Annotated in this window: 16 protein-coding genes and 1 pseudogene; 6 read left to right on the top strand and 11 right to left on the bottom strand. The window is 52.3% G+C overall.

The window, feature by feature from the left end:
* Nucleotides 1-251: 251 nt before the first annotated feature.
* The 3 genes from dnaQ to FH755_RS06775 are packed head-to-tail and all read right to left on the bottom strand — an operon-like array spanning nt 252 to nt 2,167.
* Entirely contained in the window at nt 252-989 is a 738-nt protein-coding gene (gene dnaQ, locus FH755_RS06785; protein WP_292439887.1) for a DNA polymerase III subunit epsilon, read from the bottom strand.
* A gap of 16 nt (nt 990-1,005) precedes the next feature.
* On the bottom strand, nt 1,006-1,446 hold the full coding sequence (rnhA, locus tag FH755_RS06780; protein WP_292439885.1) for a ribonuclease HI: 441 nt from the start codon (nt 1,444-1,446) through the stop codon (nt 1,006-1,008).
* Entirely contained in the window at nt 1,433-2,167 is a 735-nt protein-coding gene (locus tag FH755_RS06775) for a methyltransferase domain-containing protein (RefSeq protein WP_292439883.1), read from the bottom strand. The genes rnhA and FH755_RS06775 overlap by 14 nt, the downstream gene beginning before the upstream one ends.
* A gap of 25 nt (nt 2,168-2,192) precedes the next feature.
* On the opposite strand from FH755_RS06775, the gene gloB reads away from it, so the two are divergent.
* Nucleotides 2,193-2,963 carry a hydroxyacylglutathione hydrolase gene (gloB, locus tag FH755_RS06770; protein ID WP_292439882.1) on the top strand — a complete coding sequence of 257 codons (771 nt, stop codon included), beginning with the start codon at nt 2,193-2,195 and terminating at the stop codon, nt 2,961-2,963.
* On the opposite strand, the gene FH755_RS06765 is transcribed toward gloB, so the two are convergent.
* The 6 genes from FH755_RS06765 to FH755_RS06740 all read right to left on the bottom strand — a co-directional run bounded on the left by FH755_RS06765 (nt 2,960) and on the right by FH755_RS06740 (nt 7,856).
* Nucleotides 2,960-3,436 (bottom strand): hypothetical protein, encoded by a 477-nt coding sequence (locus FH755_RS06765; protein ID WP_292439880.1) that lies wholly within the window; start codon nt 3,434-3,436, stop codon nt 2,960-2,962. The two genes, gloB and FH755_RS06765, sit on opposite strands and share 4 nt — an antisense overlap.
* Before the next feature lie 37 nt (nt 3,437-3,473).
* Nucleotides 3,474-4,277: a mechanosensitive ion channel domain-containing protein gene (locus FH755_RS06760; protein WP_292439878.1), complete on the bottom strand. Its 804-nt coding sequence runs from the start codon at nt 4,275-4,277 to the stop codon at nt 3,474-3,476.
* Nucleotide 4,278: 1 nt separating this feature from the next.
* On the bottom strand, nt 4,279-5,301 hold the full coding sequence (locus FH755_RS06755) for a quinone-dependent dihydroorotate dehydrogenase (RefSeq protein WP_292439877.1): 1,023 nt from the start codon (nt 5,299-5,301) through the stop codon (nt 4,279-4,281).
* Nucleotides 5,302-6,102, bottom strand: a complete 801-nt coding sequence (locus FH755_RS06750; RefSeq protein WP_292440266.1) for a DUF2797 domain-containing protein — start codon at nt 6,100-6,102, stop codon at nt 5,302-5,304.
* Nucleotides 6,103-6,192: 90 nt separating this feature from the next.
* Nucleotides 6,193-7,041 carry a mechanosensitive ion channel family protein gene (locus tag FH755_RS06745; RefSeq protein ID WP_292439875.1) on the bottom strand — a complete coding sequence of 283 codons (849 nt, stop codon included), beginning with the start codon at nt 7,039-7,041 and terminating at the stop codon, nt 6,193-6,195.
* Between the two features lie 17 nt (nt 7,042-7,058).
* Nucleotides 7,059-7,856, bottom strand: a complete 798-nt coding sequence (locus tag FH755_RS06740) for a hypothetical protein (RefSeq protein ID WP_292439873.1) — start codon at nt 7,854-7,856, stop codon at nt 7,059-7,061.
* Between the two features lie 71 nt (nt 7,857-7,927).
* On the opposite strand from FH755_RS06740, the gene FH755_RS06735 reads away from it, so the two are divergent.
* The 5 genes and pseudogenes from FH755_RS06735 (at nt 7,928) to FH755_RS06715 (ending at nt 16,037) form a co-directional block, all read left to right on the top strand.
* Entirely contained in the window at nt 7,928-9,523 is a 1,596-nt protein-coding gene (locus FH755_RS06735; protein WP_292439871.1) for a LysM peptidoglycan-binding domain-containing protein, read from the top strand.
* A gap of 3 nt (nt 9,524-9,526) precedes the next feature.
* A complete protein-coding gene (trmL, locus tag FH755_RS06730; RefSeq protein ID WP_292439869.1) occupies nt 9,527-9,997 on the top strand; it encodes a tRNA (uridine(34)/cytosine(34)/5-carboxymethylaminomethyluridine(34)-2'-O)-methyltransferase TrmL in 471 nt (156 codons plus the stop codon).
* Nucleotides 9,998-10,137: 140 nt separating this feature from the next.
* Nucleotides 10,138-11,706, top strand: coding sequence for a hypothetical protein (locus FH755_RS06725; protein ID WP_292439867.1), 1,569 nt, complete (start codon nt 10,138-10,140; stop codon nt 11,704-11,706).
* 33 nt (nt 11,707-11,739) lie between these two features.
* Nucleotides 11,740-12,485 (top strand): annotated as a pseudogene (locus tag FH755_RS13960) (ABC transporter substrate-binding protein); the annotation flags it as partial.
* Between the two features lie 6 nt (nt 12,486-12,491).
* Entirely contained in the window at nt 12,492-16,037 is a 3,546-nt protein-coding gene (locus FH755_RS06715; RefSeq protein WP_366658738.1) for an EAL domain-containing protein, read from the top strand.
* Here FH755_RS06715 and FH755_RS06710 read toward each other — a convergent pair.
* Together FH755_RS06710 and FH755_RS06705 are read right to left on the bottom strand one after the other, a co-directional pair.
* Nucleotides 16,034-16,984, bottom strand: coding sequence for a cytochrome D1 domain-containing protein (locus tag FH755_RS06710; RefSeq protein WP_292439861.1), 951 nt, complete (start codon nt 16,982-16,984; stop codon nt 16,034-16,036). The two genes, FH755_RS06715 and FH755_RS06710, sit on opposite strands and share 4 nt — an antisense overlap.
* A complete protein-coding gene (locus FH755_RS06705; protein ID WP_292439859.1) occupies nt 16,985-17,506 on the bottom strand; it encodes an SRPBCC family protein in 522 nt (173 codons plus the stop codon).

The following is a 17,506-nucleotide window of genomic DNA, read 5'->3' as shown; positions in this document are numbered from 1 at the left end:
CTCAAGTTGGGGACAAAAAATTCGATTTCAAGCTGATCTGATTGAAAATTTCAGTGGAAAAAGTTCGTCTCCGCTGATTACGCCGATGCGCGCAGGTTATTTGGTGGCTGAATTAAAGAAATCGGATCTGCCCAAAAGCCACATGATTATTCCTGTTGGGCGAATAGAGGAACTGCTTTAGTAGTATTCCCGACAAAACTAGAAGTCTGATGCTGTAAAGCATTCACCGGCGGTTTTTAATCTGCGGCTGATTATTTTTCCGCCAGCCAGACGCAGTTGCCGCCACTGGATTCATTGACCTTTTCCAGCATCGCCTGGTGCGCGGCCAGTTCTTCGTCTGTGGCCCTGAGCACGGTCAGCGGCTGACGCGTCTTGATCTGTCCCAATTCGGCGTCATTTTTATTCTCAGTCACCGTCTCTGCGACTTCTTCAGCAGTCAGTGTCAGGCTGACCTGACCACCGGTCATCGCCAGATAGACATCGGCCAGAATCTCGGCATCAAGCAAAGCGCCGTGCAGTTCCCGGTTGGAGTTGTCAACCTCATAGCGCTTACACAGAGCATCAAGGCTGTTTTTCTGACCCGGGTGTTTGTCACGGGCCATTTTGAGGGTGTCCAGCACGCTGGCAATCGTGTTAACGCGGCGTAACTCGCCATCCAGTTTAGCGAGTTCATGGTCTATAAAGCCGACATCGAACGGGGCGTTGTGAATAATCAGTTCGGCACCGTCTATAAAGCGCAGGAAATCTTCAGCAATATCGGCAAACAGCGGTTTGTCGGCCAGAAACTCATTGGTGATGCCATGTACTTCAATCGCACCCGCATCAATATCGCGCTGCGGATTAATATACTGATGAAAAGTCTGGCCGGTAAGACGACGCCCGATCATCTCAACGCAACCGATTTCGATAATGCGGTGATCGTCGGCGGTATTGATACCGGTGGTTTCGGTATCGAGTATGACTTGTCTTTTCTGTATGGTTTCTGCCACTGCGGATGATCCTCGTCTATGACACTGTCAGTTTTTCCCGGGCGGCCACCGCCAGTTGATCGGCGCGCTCATTTTCCGGGTGGCCGTTATGGCCTCGCACCCATACCCATTTTACTTCATGCTTTGCAATGGCTTTATCCAGCCGCTGCCAGAGTTCGACGTTTTTGACCGGCTTTTTTGCTGCTGTTTTCCAGTTTTTGGCTTTCCAGCCCGGCAGCCATTCGGTCATGCCCTTTACCACATACTGGGAGTCGGTGGTGATAGTAACACGGCAGGGACGCTTCAACGCTTCCAGCGCGGCAATCACCGCCATCATTTCCATACGGTTATTGGTGGTCTGTTTTTCACTGCCTGAGAGTTCTTTTTCCATGCCTCTGGCGCGTAATATCGCACCCCAGCCACCCGGGCCGGGATTACCACTGCAGGCGCCGTCAGTAAAAATTTCAACGTGGTCCATTACTGGGTTCTCGGGTAAGAGGTTTGTTGACCAGCCCCGGCGTCGGGAACAGTCTTCGTTTGCGCCAGTTCTCCCTGACCGGTGTCAGTGGAATGGTGCGTTTGGCCGCTACCATAACAGAAACACCACCCAACCAGGGCCATAAGCGCCGTCCCCAGCGCTCCATAAACAGGCTGCCCTGCAACCAGCGCGAATGTCTGAACGGGGGCCGGAACAGCATTTTATGTTGTTCGGTTACTTCGAAGTTGAGCAGGGCCAGCCAGTCGCGGATGCGGGTCTGACTGAAAAAGTGACCATCCCAGGGCGGACTATCCTGCCAGGAAAAAAGGCGGCGCAACCCCCACAGGCTGAAGGGATTAAAACAGCAGAGGATTATTTTGCCATCTGCCGACAGCACTCTTTCAGCCTCTCTCAGTAGTTGATGGGGATCCCGGGAACGCTCCAGAACATGCTGCAATAGCAGGTTGTCTATACTATTTGATCTGAATGGCAGCGATTCCGGTTCCGCCCGCAAATCAGCTTTTCTACCGATCCGCCACTGGCTACAGGCACGATTGCTGACAGTGGGCAGACAGGACTCATTGCCACCGATCTGCACAAAAAAATAGCCGGGCAGCGGCTCATCAAGCTGGCTGATAATCTCGCGCTCAACAGACAGCAACAGCTGGCCCAGGGGGCTTTGCCACCAGTATTCGATATCCTTGCTGTCTGAGTGATTCATGTTATTGTCCCATCCGGGAGGTTTTATGCTTTTAGTTCATGCCGTCAACGCATTCAAAGATAATTATATCTGGCTGATCCAGGCAGAAAACAGCCGCAGAGTGCTGATTGTTGATCCCGGTGATGCCGGACCGGTGTTTGAGGCCCTGAAACAAAAGGATCTGACACCGGCAGCGATTCTGCTTACCCACCACCATGCCGATCATACCGGTGGCGTCGAAGCCTTGCTGGAATCCTATCCGGTACCGGTGTTCGGTCCTGCTGGTGAACCCATCCCCTCGGTCACTCAGCCCTTGCAAGCTACTGATGAGTTAAGGGTCGATCCGGACTTTCCCCCGTTCCGGGTACTGGACACCCCCGGTCATACCCGGGGTCATATCTGCTATCTGGTGGAGAATAAACTGTTCTGTGGCGATACGCTGTTTGCCGGCGGTTGCGGCAGACTGCTTGGCGGCAGTGCTGAACAGTTGTTTCAGTCGCTGAAAAAACTGAAACAACTGCCGGGCAATACTGAAGTCTATTGCGCTCATGAGTACACTGAGGCCAATCTGCGCTTTGCCCTGGCGGTGGAAAAAGACAATCCGGCTCTGCAACAACGAAGCATTGAGACCCGGCAACTGCGTGAGCAGGGACATCGAACCATTCCCTCGCTGATGGCCGACGAACTGGCCACCAACCCATTCCTGCGCAGCCATTTATCTCACATCAGAACGGCAGCTGAAACCTTCAGCGGCCGGGCTCTGGATAGAGATGAATCCGTGTTTGCTGCCCTCAGAGAGTGGAAAGACAACTTTTAATCCCAATCGTCATCTGTATTACGACCGCGACCTTGGCCCGGGTGATCATCCCGATCCTTGTAACCACGCCCACGGTTTTTATCCTTGTTGTCGCGGCCACGATCTTCATAGTCGCGATCCCGGTAGCCGTGTTTGCTGTAGCGCAAACCTTCCGGAACGCGGTAATGATCGACATCTCGCCAATCGCGGTCTCTCAAATCTGCATTGATCTGCCATAAACCATCCCGGTAACGGAAGTACCAGCCGTCATTGTAATAATGATCATCGTAGCCCAGCACAATGTATGCTCCCAGCCGGGAGTCATACACCATGTTGTGTCGATGATGTTTGGCTCGGTAACCATGCGCCGGGGCGTGTGGCGGAGGACCACTCCGATAGTCTCGGCCATCACCGTAAACCACCGATGCTCTGTCGGCACAACCTGACACGCTCAGTGCCAGCAGTGCCGTTGTCATTAACAGGCTTATCTTCATACCAGCCTCCTTTCAGGCTAGAACCCGATTATTGATATCAGCTTTCCAGTTTATTCAAATGCAGATCCATTTGCGGGAAGGGGATTGAAATACCGTTCTCATCAAAAGCGAGTTTGATTTGCTCAATCAGCTCTGAACGCACCGGCCAGTAATCATCCGCATTGACCCAGGGACGCACATCGAAATTGACACTGCTGTCAGCCAGTTCGGCCACACGAATCACCGGCTCGGGATCAGCGTGTACCTTGGGATGGGCTTTCACAATCTGGTTGAGCAGATTCTTGGCTTTCAGCAGATCATCACCGTAACCAATACCAAAGCTCATATCGATACGGCGGGTATCACGTGCCGAGTAATTGGTGATGGTATCGGCATAAATCTGTCCATTGGGCACAATCACTTCACGGTTATCACCGGTTCTCATAATGGTGTTGAAAATCGTGATTTGTTCAATGATGCCACTGGTGCCGGCGGCTTCCACAAAGTCACCGACCTTAAACGGACGGAACATGATCAGCATGACGCCGGCAGCAAAATTCTGTAAAGAGTCTTTCAGCGCCAGGCCCACAGCCAGACCGGCGGCACCGAGCACAGCGATCATCGAGGTGGTATCGACACCCAGCTGATCAAGGGCGGCAATCAATACAAACAGCATCAGCACCGCATTGGCGATAACACTGAGGAAATTGATCAGCATCACATCCATATTGCTGCGCACCATCAGCTTGCGTGACAGTTTGACCAGCCATTTCACGACGACACGACCGACAAACACGATCAGTGCCGCGTAGAGAATATTCATTAACCAGAATCCAACAACACTACCTGCAGCAGTTTCCATTTCAGCTCCTCTTTGCGATTGTTTCGACCACTTCCCGTACCAGAGACGGACCGCGGTATATCAAGCCACTATATATCTGGACCAGGGCAGCACCCGCCTCCAGTTTCGCCAGCGCATCTTCTCCGCACATGATTCCACCTGCCGCAATGATCGGCAAGTCTTCAGGCAGGGCCGCCCGGAACTGCCGGACAATGTCAGTGGACTTTTCAAATAGTGGTGCACCACTGAGGCCGCCAGCCTCTTCCGCATTGGCCAAGCCTGCTACTTCATCCCGGGACATCGTGGTGTTAGTGGCAATCACCGCATCAACCCGGTGAGAAGAAAACGCCTCGGCCAGCTGCCGGACTTCCTCAGCGGTCAGATCGGGGGCGACTTTGACCGCCATCGGTACATAACGGCCGTGCTGTTCTGCCAGGGCTTGTTGCGCCTGTTTCAACGCCGACAACAGGGCATCCAGTGATTCACCAAACTGCAGGCTGCGCAGGCCCGGTGTGTTAGGTGAGGAGATATTGATCGTGACATAATCGGCGAAGGGGTAGACCTTGTTGAGGCCAATCAGATAGTCATCGACCGCGTTTTCGACCGGTGTATCAACGTTTTTACCGATATTGATGCCGACCAGACTTTTGGTCCTGGCTGCTTTGACCTGCTCCAACAGATGGTCAACACCGAGATTATTAAACCCCATACGGTTGATAATACCCTCGGCTTCGGGAATACGGAACAACCTCGGCTTGGGATTGCCCGGCTGTGGTCTTGGTGTGACGGTGCCGATCTCGACAAAGCCAAATCCCAGTGCCGACATCGCTTCAATATAATCCCCGTTTTTATCCAGACCGGCAGCAAGTCCAACCGCATTGGGGAACTCCAGCCCCATCACTTTGACCGAGCGTGCCGCCATTTTTCGGGTCAGCAGCCAGGATAAACCGGTCATTTCCATCAGGTTAAGCCCGGTCATGCCCAGATGATGGGCTTTCTCCGCATCCAGACGGAACATCAGATTTCGCATCAGGCGATACAGCATTTAAACCACCATCTCCACTTCATAACCGCTGAACTTGCGGATGTTAATCACACCGCTATCGAAAATCAGGTACTGGCCTTTAATGCCATGCAAGACACCGTTCACTTCCGGGGTTTTATCAAAATTAAATGACGACACCTTAGCGGGATATTGCTCCACCGGGTAGATAATGCGTTGCTCCTGCTCGCCTGGCAGTGTCGCAACACTGTTATCATCAAACTGCTGTTGCAGGGCTTGAATCTCAGAATCACATTCTGCGAGCAACCGGTCCCGCTCGGCGGCCAGATCGATTGGCTCGGCGTCACCTTTGAGCATTTTGCGCCAGTCAGTGCGATCAGAGACATGATTTTTAAACATCACTTCCACCAGCCCGGACTGATAACGGCTTCTGACCCGGAAAATCGGCAGTGCCTGGATCGCACCCTGATCGACCCAGCGGGTCGGGATCTGATTGATACGGGTTATACCGACCTTGAGCCCGGAACTGTTGGCCAGATAAACAATATGATCCTGCATGCAGACCGCCTGACCCCAGTCCGGTTCCCGGCAGGTGCCCTGCTCAAAATGGCAAAGTTCAGGCTTGAGGAAACACATATCACATTGCGCCAGACGCTGTGAGCAGGGGAAGCAGAAACCGCCGCTGAAGCTTTTTTTTGTCAGCCGCTGACAGTTGAGACAGTGAATTTCACCCTGGTATCTGAGCGTAACTGTCTGGCCGACCAGCTCATTCATCGGCATTTGTTCGTCACCCAGACGCATCGCATACCGGGCCTTGTTGTCGGCCGGCAAGGTGACGGCCATTTTTGTCAGCTGTCCGCTGAGTTTACTCACGGTTTACCTCGGTTTATTGATGAGGAGCTTATCTTAGCGCAGATGACCGGCGGCCGACAGTCAGGGTACGTCCCGCTGCTCATTATCAGTCATCACCCGAACCGGGAAAGGTTCAGTCACCGAACCGGTATAGAGCGAACGGTGCGGGAACGGAATCTCAATACCCTCGGCATCAAAGGCTTCCTTGATTTCTTCATGGATGCTGTTTTTGAGATCGATAAACTTCTCGCGTTTGACCCACACTGAAAACTGCATATCCAGCGAGGATTCGCCAAACCCCAGAAACACGAAGATCGGCTTGGGTTCATCAAGACAAAGTGGATTCGCCTGGGCTACCCGCTCCAGTACCTTACGCACCTTTTTGATGTCCTCTTTATAAGCCACGCCAATCGCCAAATCGATACGGCGTATTGGGAAGCGCGTCAACGTCGTAACCTCGGATTTAATCAGAGTTTCGTTGGGGATACGGACAAACAGGTTATCGAAGGTGCGCAGTTTCACTGACAGTAAATCGATCGACAACACTTCACCGGTCGTCGTGCCGACCCGGATCAGATCCCCGACTGAAAACGGCCGCTCCGCGACCAGGAACAGGCCGCTGATAATATTGGAGGCAGAAGTCTGTGAAGCAAAACCAATCGCTACTGACAGTATACCGGCCGCCCCTATCAGCACGCCCAGATTGAAGCCGATGGCATTCAGTCCCATCATCACAAACACCAGAAGCACCAGATAGGTCGCAATGCGTCCCATTAATAATTGCTGGTGCATATCGAAACGGTGTTTACTCCACTGCCTGACACCCCGGCTCGCCATCCGTGCCAGGATCAGGCCGACAATGAAATAAATCACCGCTTCTGCAATAGAGCCAATCAATCCCGCATCAATTTTGGATAACCATTCATTCACTGTGTCTCAGTCTCCGTTTAGCCGAACAGGGCGGATATCGCCTTGGTGATTTTGCTGCGACCGATATCTTCACGGGCGCTGCAGACCAGGGTCAACTCGGACTCCAGTAAACCGCCACTGATCACTTCATCCACACTCAGGATCGCATCTTCATTATCACGCCGCACCAGCGTGATTCTGGGGGTCCAGAACTGGCCACGGGCATCAGCGTACAGACTGAGGTTGGGAGCTGGCACACTGATTTTATCCAGCGTCAGCATCTGGTCGGACTGATTCTGAATTCTGACTTCGATGGCCGCCCTGGCTTTATTGTTCGAGATCGGCTTGACGTCAAGCTGCTCGCTGACCTGAGACGCATAGCTGATCACCCCCTCGCGGGTATTGGGGCCGAACCAGGAGTCACAGACCCTGACCGTAGGTATATCCAGCAGCGTCTCATCGCCATCACTGGTCTGCAACTTGACCCAGAGTGGCAGACAGACAAACAAGGTCACTTCCTGAAACGGCAGCAAACTCACTGACACCACTGGCCGGCAGACCACCGGACGATCGGCCAGTGCCGGCTGCAGGGTCAGGCTCGCAGGCAATTCAGCAAAAACAAAACGCTGTTCATTTTCGAGACTTTGCAGTGCTTCTTCAGCGACCGTCTCCAGCACCGGCTGAAACTGATTAACATCCAGCTGCCATTCATAACCCAGCCACCACTGATTGGACAGCGACTGCAACTGCAGACACAGATCGGCGCAGCGCAGGGTAAGCTGTTCCCCCAGGGCAACGGCAAAATTACCCCACCATTTTGTAGAAAGTTCAGACATATAAACGCATGACAATTTTATTAACTCAGAGAAAGACAGATAGGAAATCCTTCCTTATAATAGCCGGAATTATGCAAAAACAAGCCTTTTTCAAATTCGCCCTGGCAACAGCAGCACTGCTGCTGGTGGCATCCTGTAGCAGCACACCTGATAAGGCTGCTGAGGCTGGGGCGTCGCCGTCGATTCATTCCGCTAAAATTAAAAAGCACCGGCATACACCCTGGCAGCAGGGCTATGAGGAAGATGAAACGCTTGCCGCTGACAGCAGTGATGACTACAGCGAGTCGATTGATCCCACCAACACAGAACCTGTCACCGATGTCTGGCAACGTATCCGAACCGGCTTCCAGATTTCCGATTACACCACCCTCCATCCAGATACCGAGCGCCATTTGCGCTGGTTTATCGACCACCCGCAATACGTCGGGCGCGTGGTTGAGCGGGCCCGCCCCTACCTTTACCATATCGTGGAAGAAGTCAAAAAGCGTAACATGCCGATGGAAGTCGCCTTGCTTCCGGTGGTCGAGAGCGGCTTCAAACCTTATGCCTATTCCCGTAGCCATGCCTCCGGACTGTGGCAGTTTATTCCCGGCACCGGCAAGCTTTACGGTCTGGAACAGAACTGGTGGTACGACGGTCGCCGCGATGTGATTCAGTCAACCCGGGCAGCACTGGATTACCTGGAAAAACTGCATAATGATTTCGGCGACTGGCAACTGGCTCTTGCTGCCTATAACTGCGGTGAAGGTACCGTCGGTCGTGCTATCAAGCGGAACCAGGAATTAGGTAAACCTACTGATTTCTGGTCCCTGGATTTGCCCAGCGAAACCTCCGCCTATGTGCCTAAGCTGATGGCTGTCAGTCATATGGTGAAGTTTCCGGCCCGTTATGACATCAGCCTCAGTCCCATCGACAATAAACCTTTTATCGGCACCGTTGATGTCGGTTCACAAATCGATCTGGCCGTAGCGGCAGAAATGGCCGGTCTCAGTGAAGACGAACTCAATCATCTGAACCCGGCTTTCAACCGCTGGGCCACGGCACCGCAAGGTCCGCATCGACTGGTCCTGCCACTGGATAAAATCGACGGTTTCAAACTGGCCCTGACCAAGATGCCGGCGAACAAACGTGTGAAATGGGCCCGTCACCAGATTCAACGTGGTGAATCTTTGAGTGTGATTGCCCGTCGTTACAGCACTACCGTGCCGGTGATTAAACAAGCCAACCAACTGAGCAGCAACCAGATCCGCGCTGGTGGTCACTTGCTGATTCCGGTCTCATCCGGTCAGCTGAGCAGTACGGCAATGGCGCAAGCCGGCCAGGCTGATGCCGACAGTGCCAAGCAGCAAAAACAGCTTTATACCGTCAGAAGTGGCGATACCTGGTGGGATATTGCCCGCAAGCATGAGCTGGATGTCGCCACCCTGGCCAGCTGGAACAAAAAAACGGCTCATGACCTGCTCAAGCCCGGACAACAGCTGGTCATCTGGTCTCAGACAGCCAAACGCAAATCCGTTAATTACACGATAAAAAACGGTGATTCGCTCTGGGCCATCTCCCGCAAATTCAATGTCAGTGTGGCGGATGTGCGTGAGTGGAATGGTCTCAGTGACCGCTCAATGCTGCAGCCGGGCCAGAACCTGAGACTCTATCTCGACGAAACCTGATACGTGCTACACATCGCACTGTTTGAACCGGAAATTCCGCCCAACACCGGCAATATCATCCGTCTCTGTGCCAACACCGGTGCCAGACTGCATCTGATTGAGCCGCTGGGGTTTGCACTCGATGATAAACGTCTGCGGCGCGCCGGACTCGACTACCATGAGTTTGCTGATCTGCTGATCCATGCAGACTATATGGCATTTCAACAATGGCAGGGAGAACGAAGGGTCTTTGCCTGTACCACCAAAGCACGCCAGCACCATCACGATGTTCGCTATCAAGATGAAGATATACTGCTGTTCGGCCCGGAGTCCAGGGGCCTGCCCGATCCTGTTCTGAACAGCCTGGCGGATGAATTCAAGATCCGCATTCCCATGCTGCCTGATAGCCGCAGCCTGAACCTCTCCAATGCGACCGGTATTATTCTCTATCAGGCCTGGCAGCAGTTGGGATTTCCCGGTGCCAAATCACTCTAGGGCTTGTTCAGCTCCCACCTCCGCCTCTTTAAATAGCTGAAATCCGGTTCAAAATAACCTGACCTGGTTCATTGTCCGAACGGCGCTGCTAGCTTATGATAAAGCTGATTCAGCCTTTGATATGGACTCTCCCAGCCGCGATGAGCTTTCCGCTGCCAGCCAATATGCCTTCACTCAGTCTGAGTATTCCGACCGAGCGGCATGCTGTGGGCAATGTCGAACTCAATGAAGAGCTGCTGTATCACTGGTTACGGCGTTTACCCACAGCCAACCCGCTGGAGTTCAGCACCCGTTATCTGGACGCACTGAAGCGTTTCAATGCCAACGACGTCGGTCATGTTCAGCGGATAAAACTGCTGGATATGTATCGTGGCCCGCTGAATAAACTGGTACTGAGCCTGACGATTCCCAGTCTGCAACAGCAGCTGGTTAACGCCGACATGCGGCTGAAACTCATCGATGAACTCGGTGACGTCATCAATGAACTCGCCCGCGGCTATAAAATCATCGTGGTTGAAGCCAATGAGCAGAGTAACAATCTCAAGCTTAAACCACTGGTTCATATGGCAATTTACCGTGCAATGGACGCCATGGGCCTGTTGGCTCTGCACTGCTACAATTTCTACCGCACACTGCCGTCGCGGCTGTTTCAGGAAATGCATCAACTGCTGATGCTAACTTTGACTGCAGAGATAGCAGACAGGCCGGTGTTTGTTAATAGCCAATACAAATCCGATTTTTCGGTACAACAGCGTTATCTGCAGATCATGCTGACCAGTATCTGCAACCCTTATGGTCTCGCCTGCGGCGATGTGGTGCGCTGCTATCAACTGATGCTGCAACTGGCCCCGGCTGCCGCACTGACACTGCTGCCTGACAGCGCAAAGCCCGAAGCCGGCCATTTTTATATTAACTGTCTCAGTGATCGCACGCCGATGCCTTCGGTATTACCGCCCCTGGATGATAATTACCGGCCCACGACATTGATCCTGGATACCAAACCCATTCTGAACCGGGTGGATAAGCTGTTCGATCAGGCTGCGGCTCAGGGTGAGAGTCACCCGGCTGCAGAGAATATCCGACTGTTACGTCAGTTAATGCCTTATCTCAATACCTCCTATCAGCGTAAACAACCCAGACTGCCGGTTGAAGGTAGCAAGGCAGCCTATGTGGCCGTCGGTCTCGATGCCATTCATCAGCGCGTCAGTGCTCCGCTCACCTTGCCGGTTGCCGGTGACCCCTGGCTGGACAGTGCCTGGGAAGTACTGAATAAAAACAGCTATGGTTATCTGTTGCAGAAGCGAAAAATCCGGCTGGCGCACGATCTCAAAATCGGGGACTTTGTCGGCATCCTCGAAACTGCGGGCAAGGAGGCCAAACCCGATCTGAAACTGGCTTCGGTTCGCTGGTTGCGGACAGATGATTTTGAGCAAAGCAAAATGGGGCTCAAATTCATTCATGGCGATGCGATACCGGTCTTTTTCTCTGTGGGCAATAGCGAAAAGCGGCAGCCGGCATTTTTGATCCGGGAAAATACCTTACAGCATCAGCCCGCGATGCTGATTACCACTAGCGGTATTCACAATACAGCCTCAGAACTCACCATTAAAACCGGCAAGAAACGCTTTAATTTTACTGTCAGGCCTGACAAGCTGCTTAGTCAGAACGACGGTTTTGAATGCTTTACATTCAAAGACATCATCAATTGATGATGACAGCCATTGCGAAACCCTATCCTTTCTATGGTTTTTTATTGTGGCCTGTTATCATCTAAATATTTAGCCATCACTATGTCTATATCCTTGCTCCGCCTAGCTTTGCTGTGCTTTCTCAGCGCCCTGTCGTCCGGGGTCGGCGCTGTTGAAACTGCAGCGACCAGAGAACCGGCAGCAGTGACACTGCAGCTGAAATGGGCTTACCAGTTTCAGTTCGCTGGCTATATCGCAGCCAAGGAAAAGGGTTTTTATCAGGCCGAAGGCCTTGATGTCACGCTTAAACCGCGTCGTCCGGGAATCAATGTCATTGAACAGGTAACGCGGGGAGAGGCCGAGTATGGTATCGGCGGTATGGGCATACTCGCGCATTACGCCAATGGGGCACCCATCAAGGCGCTGGCTGCCATTTTCAGCATGATGCGCTGATTTTTATGAGCCTCGCCAGTTCCGGCATTGTGAGCCCCTACGAGTTCGCCGGCAAGAAAGTGATGTTTGATGACACCACCGGTAATGATGCGGTATTGCGAGCCTTGCTGGATGATGCCGGTATTCAATTCAATAACATCACCGGGGTTGGTCAGGATATGGGCACTCAGAGCCTGACATCAGGACGGGTGGACGTGTTATCCGGCTACATCACTGACCAGCCATTCCAGTTTCAGCAGCAAAACATCCCCATTAATATTATCAGCCCGCCTAACTACGGCTTTGATTTTTATGGAGACCTGCTGTTTACCAACCGAACTGAGCTCAATCAAAATCCGGGACGGGTTAAACGGATGCTGCGGGCCTCGCTTAAAGGCTGGGAGTACGCCCTGCAACATCCCGATGAAATCATCAGGATTATCCGTGACAAGTACAACCCCGAGCTCAGCACAGAACAACTGCGTTATGAAGCAAGGGAAACCCGCAAACTGGTCGCACCCGATGCGGTGCCTCTGGGCACCCTGGAAGTCGAACGTCTGCGCCGGATTGCCGATATCTATGAACAACTGGAACTGGCACCGGCACTGACTGATAGCAAATTGCAGCAGTTTATTTATCAACCCTCACTGACCGCCATTCTCAGCCCGTCAGAACAAGCCTGGCTGGAACAGCATCCGCATATACGGGTTGGCATTGACCGCGATTTTGCCCCCTATGAATGGATCGATGATCAAGGAAACTATGTCGGCCTCGCGGCTGAATATCTGAAGCTGCTGGGAGCCGAGCTTGGGGTCAGTTTTGAGATTATTGCTGACAAGCCCTGGCATGAAATTATTGCCATGGCCAAACGCGACGAGCTGGATATGCTGTCTTGTCTGAATATGAATGAAGAACGGGATAAATATCTCGATTTCACCATGCCCTATGTCAGTAATCCGATTGTCATCGTCAATGCCAACCGGCACGGTTATATTGGCTCACTGGAAAACCTCAAAGGCAAGACCATTGCCGTCGAGAAAGGGTATTTCACCCATGAGTTTCTGCAGAATGACTATCCTGATATCACGCTGCTGACCACGGATACCACCCGCCAGGCACTGGAACTGGTTTCAACCGGAGAAGCGGATGCCTATATCGGCGATGCCGCTTATGCCAACTACGCCATCAAAGAACATGACCTGCTAAATCTGCAGTTCGCCGGACAAACCCATCTGGATACCGCCTATCGTATTGGCGTTGTCGAAAACCGGCCGGAACTGTTCAGCATCATCAATAAAGCGCTCAATAACCTGAGCAAAGCTCAGCGTCAGGAAATCGAAAACAAATGGATGGGGCTGCACCTGACCAGTGGCATTAGTACTAAAACAATCCGTCAGTTCTTGCTGCTGTTTGTCCTGGTGCTGTTACCAGTCGCCTACTGGGTATTTCGGCTGCGCCAATCCAAAACCGCGCTTGAAAAAAGCGAAAGCCAGCTTCGCGCCATCATCGATGCCTCTCCCATTCCGCACGCACTCAATGATGGTGAAAACAAGATCATTTATCTGAACCGGGCCTTTATTCATACTTTTGGCTATACATTGGATGATATTCCCACCCTGGCCGCCTGGTGGCCACAAGCTTATCCCGATCCGGCTTACCGGGAGAAAGTGATACAACGCTGGCAATATTATCTGCAGCAAAAGCAGGAAAATGGGGAGCAATTAGACGCTATCGAGGTAGATATCTACTGTAAAGATCGTCGTTTGCGTCATGTACTGGCCAGTGCAACCGAAGTCGAGCATGGCAGCACCAGCACCCAGATTGTCATTCTTTATGACATCTCGGACCGTAAAAAAGCCGAAGAAAGGCTCAAAATGTCTGGTCGTGTGTTTAACCAGGCCCATGAAGGCATTCTGATCACTGATGCCGAGGGCGACATCGTCGATATCAACCCGGCCTTTTCTGAAATTACCGGCTACAGCCGGGAAGAAGTTATCGGCAAAAACCCGTCTATTCTGCGCTCAGACAAGCACAGCCGCCTGTTCTATCAGGAAATGTGGAACAGTCTGCATGAGCAGGGTTTGTGGCAGGGAGAAATCTGGAACCGCAGAAAAAATGGCGAGCTCTATGCCGAACTGCTCACTATCTCGGCGCTGGTCGATGAGCATGGTGAAACCGTCAATTATCTGGGCCTGTTCTCCGATATTACCCAGAGCAAGGAACAGCAACAGGCGCTGGAAATGATGGCGCATTACGATATGCTGACCCAGCTGCCCAACCGCAGTCTGTTTGCTGATCGCTTCAAGCAGGCAATTGCCCACAGTAACCGTCATCACAGCCTGCTGGCCGTGGTGTTTCTCGATCTCGATGGTTTTAAACCGGTCAATGACCGCTATGGCCACGATACCGGGGATCAACTGCTGATTGAGGTCGCGCAACGGATCAAGGCCAGTATCCGTCAGGACGATACCGCCTCCAGACTGGGGGGCGATGAGTTTGTGTTGCTGCTTAATGACATCAGCTCGATTGACCACTGCGAACGACTAATCAAACGCATCCGGCATTCGATTGAACTGCCTTACGTGCTTGATGGCGACAATATTTCTTTGAGTGCCAGTCTGGGTATTACCCTTTACCCGCTGGATCAGGCAGATGCCGATACCCTGCTGCGACATGCTGATCAGGCAATGTATCAGGCCAAGCTCGCCGGGCGGGGCAGGCACCACTTTTTTGATGCTATGCATGATCAGCAGATCAGCCAGCAGCAAAACCAGTTCCGGGCAATTCAGGAAGCCCTGCGTGCCGATCAATTGGTGTTGTATTATCAGCCCAAGGTCAATATGCGCACCGGCGAAGTCATCGGTCTGGAAGCCCTGCTTCGCTGGCAACATCCTGAACACGGCCTTATCTCTCCCGGCCGTTTTCTGCCGGTGATTCAGGGAGCCGAACTGGAAATTCACGTCGGTAATTGGGTGCTGGAGCATACCGTACGGCAAATTGAGTCCTGGCTCAATCTCGGCATCCGACAGGAAATCAGCGTCAACATTTCCTCTCATCACCTGCAATGGGAAGGCTTTTTTGACCAGTTGGACAGAATCCTGGGTCGTCACCCCAAGGTCCCGTCCAAGTTACTGCAGCTGGAGATACTGGAAAGTAGCGTACTCAGTGATATCAATCATATCTCCAGCATTATCAACACCTGCCGCAGTTCACTGGGTATTCGTATTGCGCTCGATGATTTCGGCACCGGCTATTCCTCACTGACGCATCTGCGCCATCTGCCGGTCGATGTGGTGAAAATTGATCAGAGTTTTGTTCAGGACCTGATTGATGATCCCAATGACTTCACTATTATCGATGGCGTCATCGGTCTGACGGATGCCTTCCACCATCAGGTGATTGCCGAGGGTGTTGAAACGCTTGAACACGGTCTGATGCTGATGAGCATGGGCTGCGACATGGCCCAGGGTTATATCATCGCCAAGCCGATGCCCTCAGAGGACTGCCGAGACTGGCTGGCTAGCTATCAACCCAATCCGACCTGGCTGGCTCATGCCGCACAAAGCCTGGATGCCGAACAGACTATTGCCCATATGATGCATTTGCAGGCCAAACACTGGCTCGATGGTGTGCTTCATAATCTGCATACCAGCCCCGATCAGATTAGACACTGGCCCCTGATGAATCACAAGAAAAGCCACTTTATGCACTGGGTGGAACAAGCAAAAAAACAGGATTTATTCACTGCTGAATGGCTGGAAAATATCCGTGCTGCCTTTACCGAGCTGTATCATGAGGCCAACAGCCTGCGCTATCAATATCAGGAAGGGCAGCGCGATGCCGCTGCTGCCGGCATCAATGGCCTACTGCAACGATATAGCGTTATCGAAACTTTGCTCAGTGAGTTCTACCCAGATTAGTCCGCAACAAAACGGCCCAGACTCCGGGGTGACTCAGCGACGGGCAAACGCTTTATTTCTCTGCGTGTCGCGAGCTCAATCACTGACAAATCATTACTGAACCAGTTAGTGACATAGGCATAAGCACCATCTGCCGAAACCGCAACGCTCTCGGGCATTTCTCCGACCGGGATTTCAACCAGTTTTTCCAGCGTCTGCTGGTCGTAAACCCACAGATCATTACTGCCCTGATTGACGACTAGCACATACCTGTTGTCAGGCGTGGTAGCGACCCCGTAAGGCTTATCACCTGCTTCCAGTCTGGCAGTTACTGAATAATCCTGAGTATCAATCACGGTCAGACTATCGTCCTGAATGCCCGTCACAAAAACCAGTTTGCCATCAGCACTAATGGAAACAGCATAAGGCGCTTTGCCTGTTTCCACCTCGGCATACAGATCGGGCGTATCGGCATCCAGAACGCTCAGACTGTTGCTTTCACGATTAGCAACGTAAATCCGTCGGCGCTCACTATCAAGTGTCAGCCCGGCCGGATTTTCGCCGACGGCAAGCAAATCAACCACCAGCATCGATTCAGGGTTTACTACCAGCACTGCATTGCGTTCCCAGTCAGCCACAAAGACCTGATGCTTGTCCCCGGAATCGACCGCGATGCCAAAAAGTTGACCTCCGGTTCGAACTTCACCGACTTTTTTATAGCTTTCACTGTCTATGACGCTGATTAGTCCTTTTTCCGGATGAGTCACATAAAAGCGTTTACCTAAATTATCGATCGCAACACCGACAGGGGCGGCTGCTACCTTAAGTTCGGCAAGTCTTTCCATTGTCTCTAAATCAACCACTGATACGCTATCAGCAGCCTGATGAGTGAGAAAAGCGCGCTCTGCTGTCACGGCGCCAGGCACCAATAATGACAGCAGGAGCAAATAGCTGCGCTTTGGTCTCATCTATTTTCGGCCTTCCAGTTGTTGTTTCAATGCTGCCATTCCGCTATTGGCAAACTCAGTCATCGCCGACACCGCAGCAGCATCGTTGTAGTGTTCAGGAGGAAAATTACCTGTATCAGCCCGGTAAAAACGACCCTTCCAGCTCATTTCCGTGCCGGCATCGACCGGCTCCAGTTCAATGGAAACACTGTAGAAGCTGACCGGTAATACCGTAATATCCTCTTCATAAAGTCGGTAGCTCATCGAGTGTTCATCGGCATTCATATCGTCCAGACTTTCAGTGATATTACCTTTGCCTTTCAGGGTCAGCACCCGCGTGCCTGCTTCAGGTACTTCGACTTTTTCCACCATCGGATGCCAGTCAGCGATCGCGCCGAAATCACTGACTTGTTGCCAGACTTCATCAATCGGTGCTGCGATCACCACTTTTTCATCGATTTTCTGTGGTGTCGGACCGTGTGCCACAGCCATATTCGGCAGCAGAAATTGCCCTGCCAGCAGCAGGCTTGCCCATTGTTTCAT

The organism is Methylophaga sp. (genome assembly GCF_009711715.1).
In the GTDB taxonomy this organism is placed as follows: domain Bacteria; phylum Pseudomonadota; class Gammaproteobacteria; order Nitrosococcales; family Methylophagaceae; genus Methylophaga.
The sequence above is the reverse complement of the archived record's forward strand: the minus strand, read 5'-3'. Positions and strand labels throughout refer to the sequence as shown.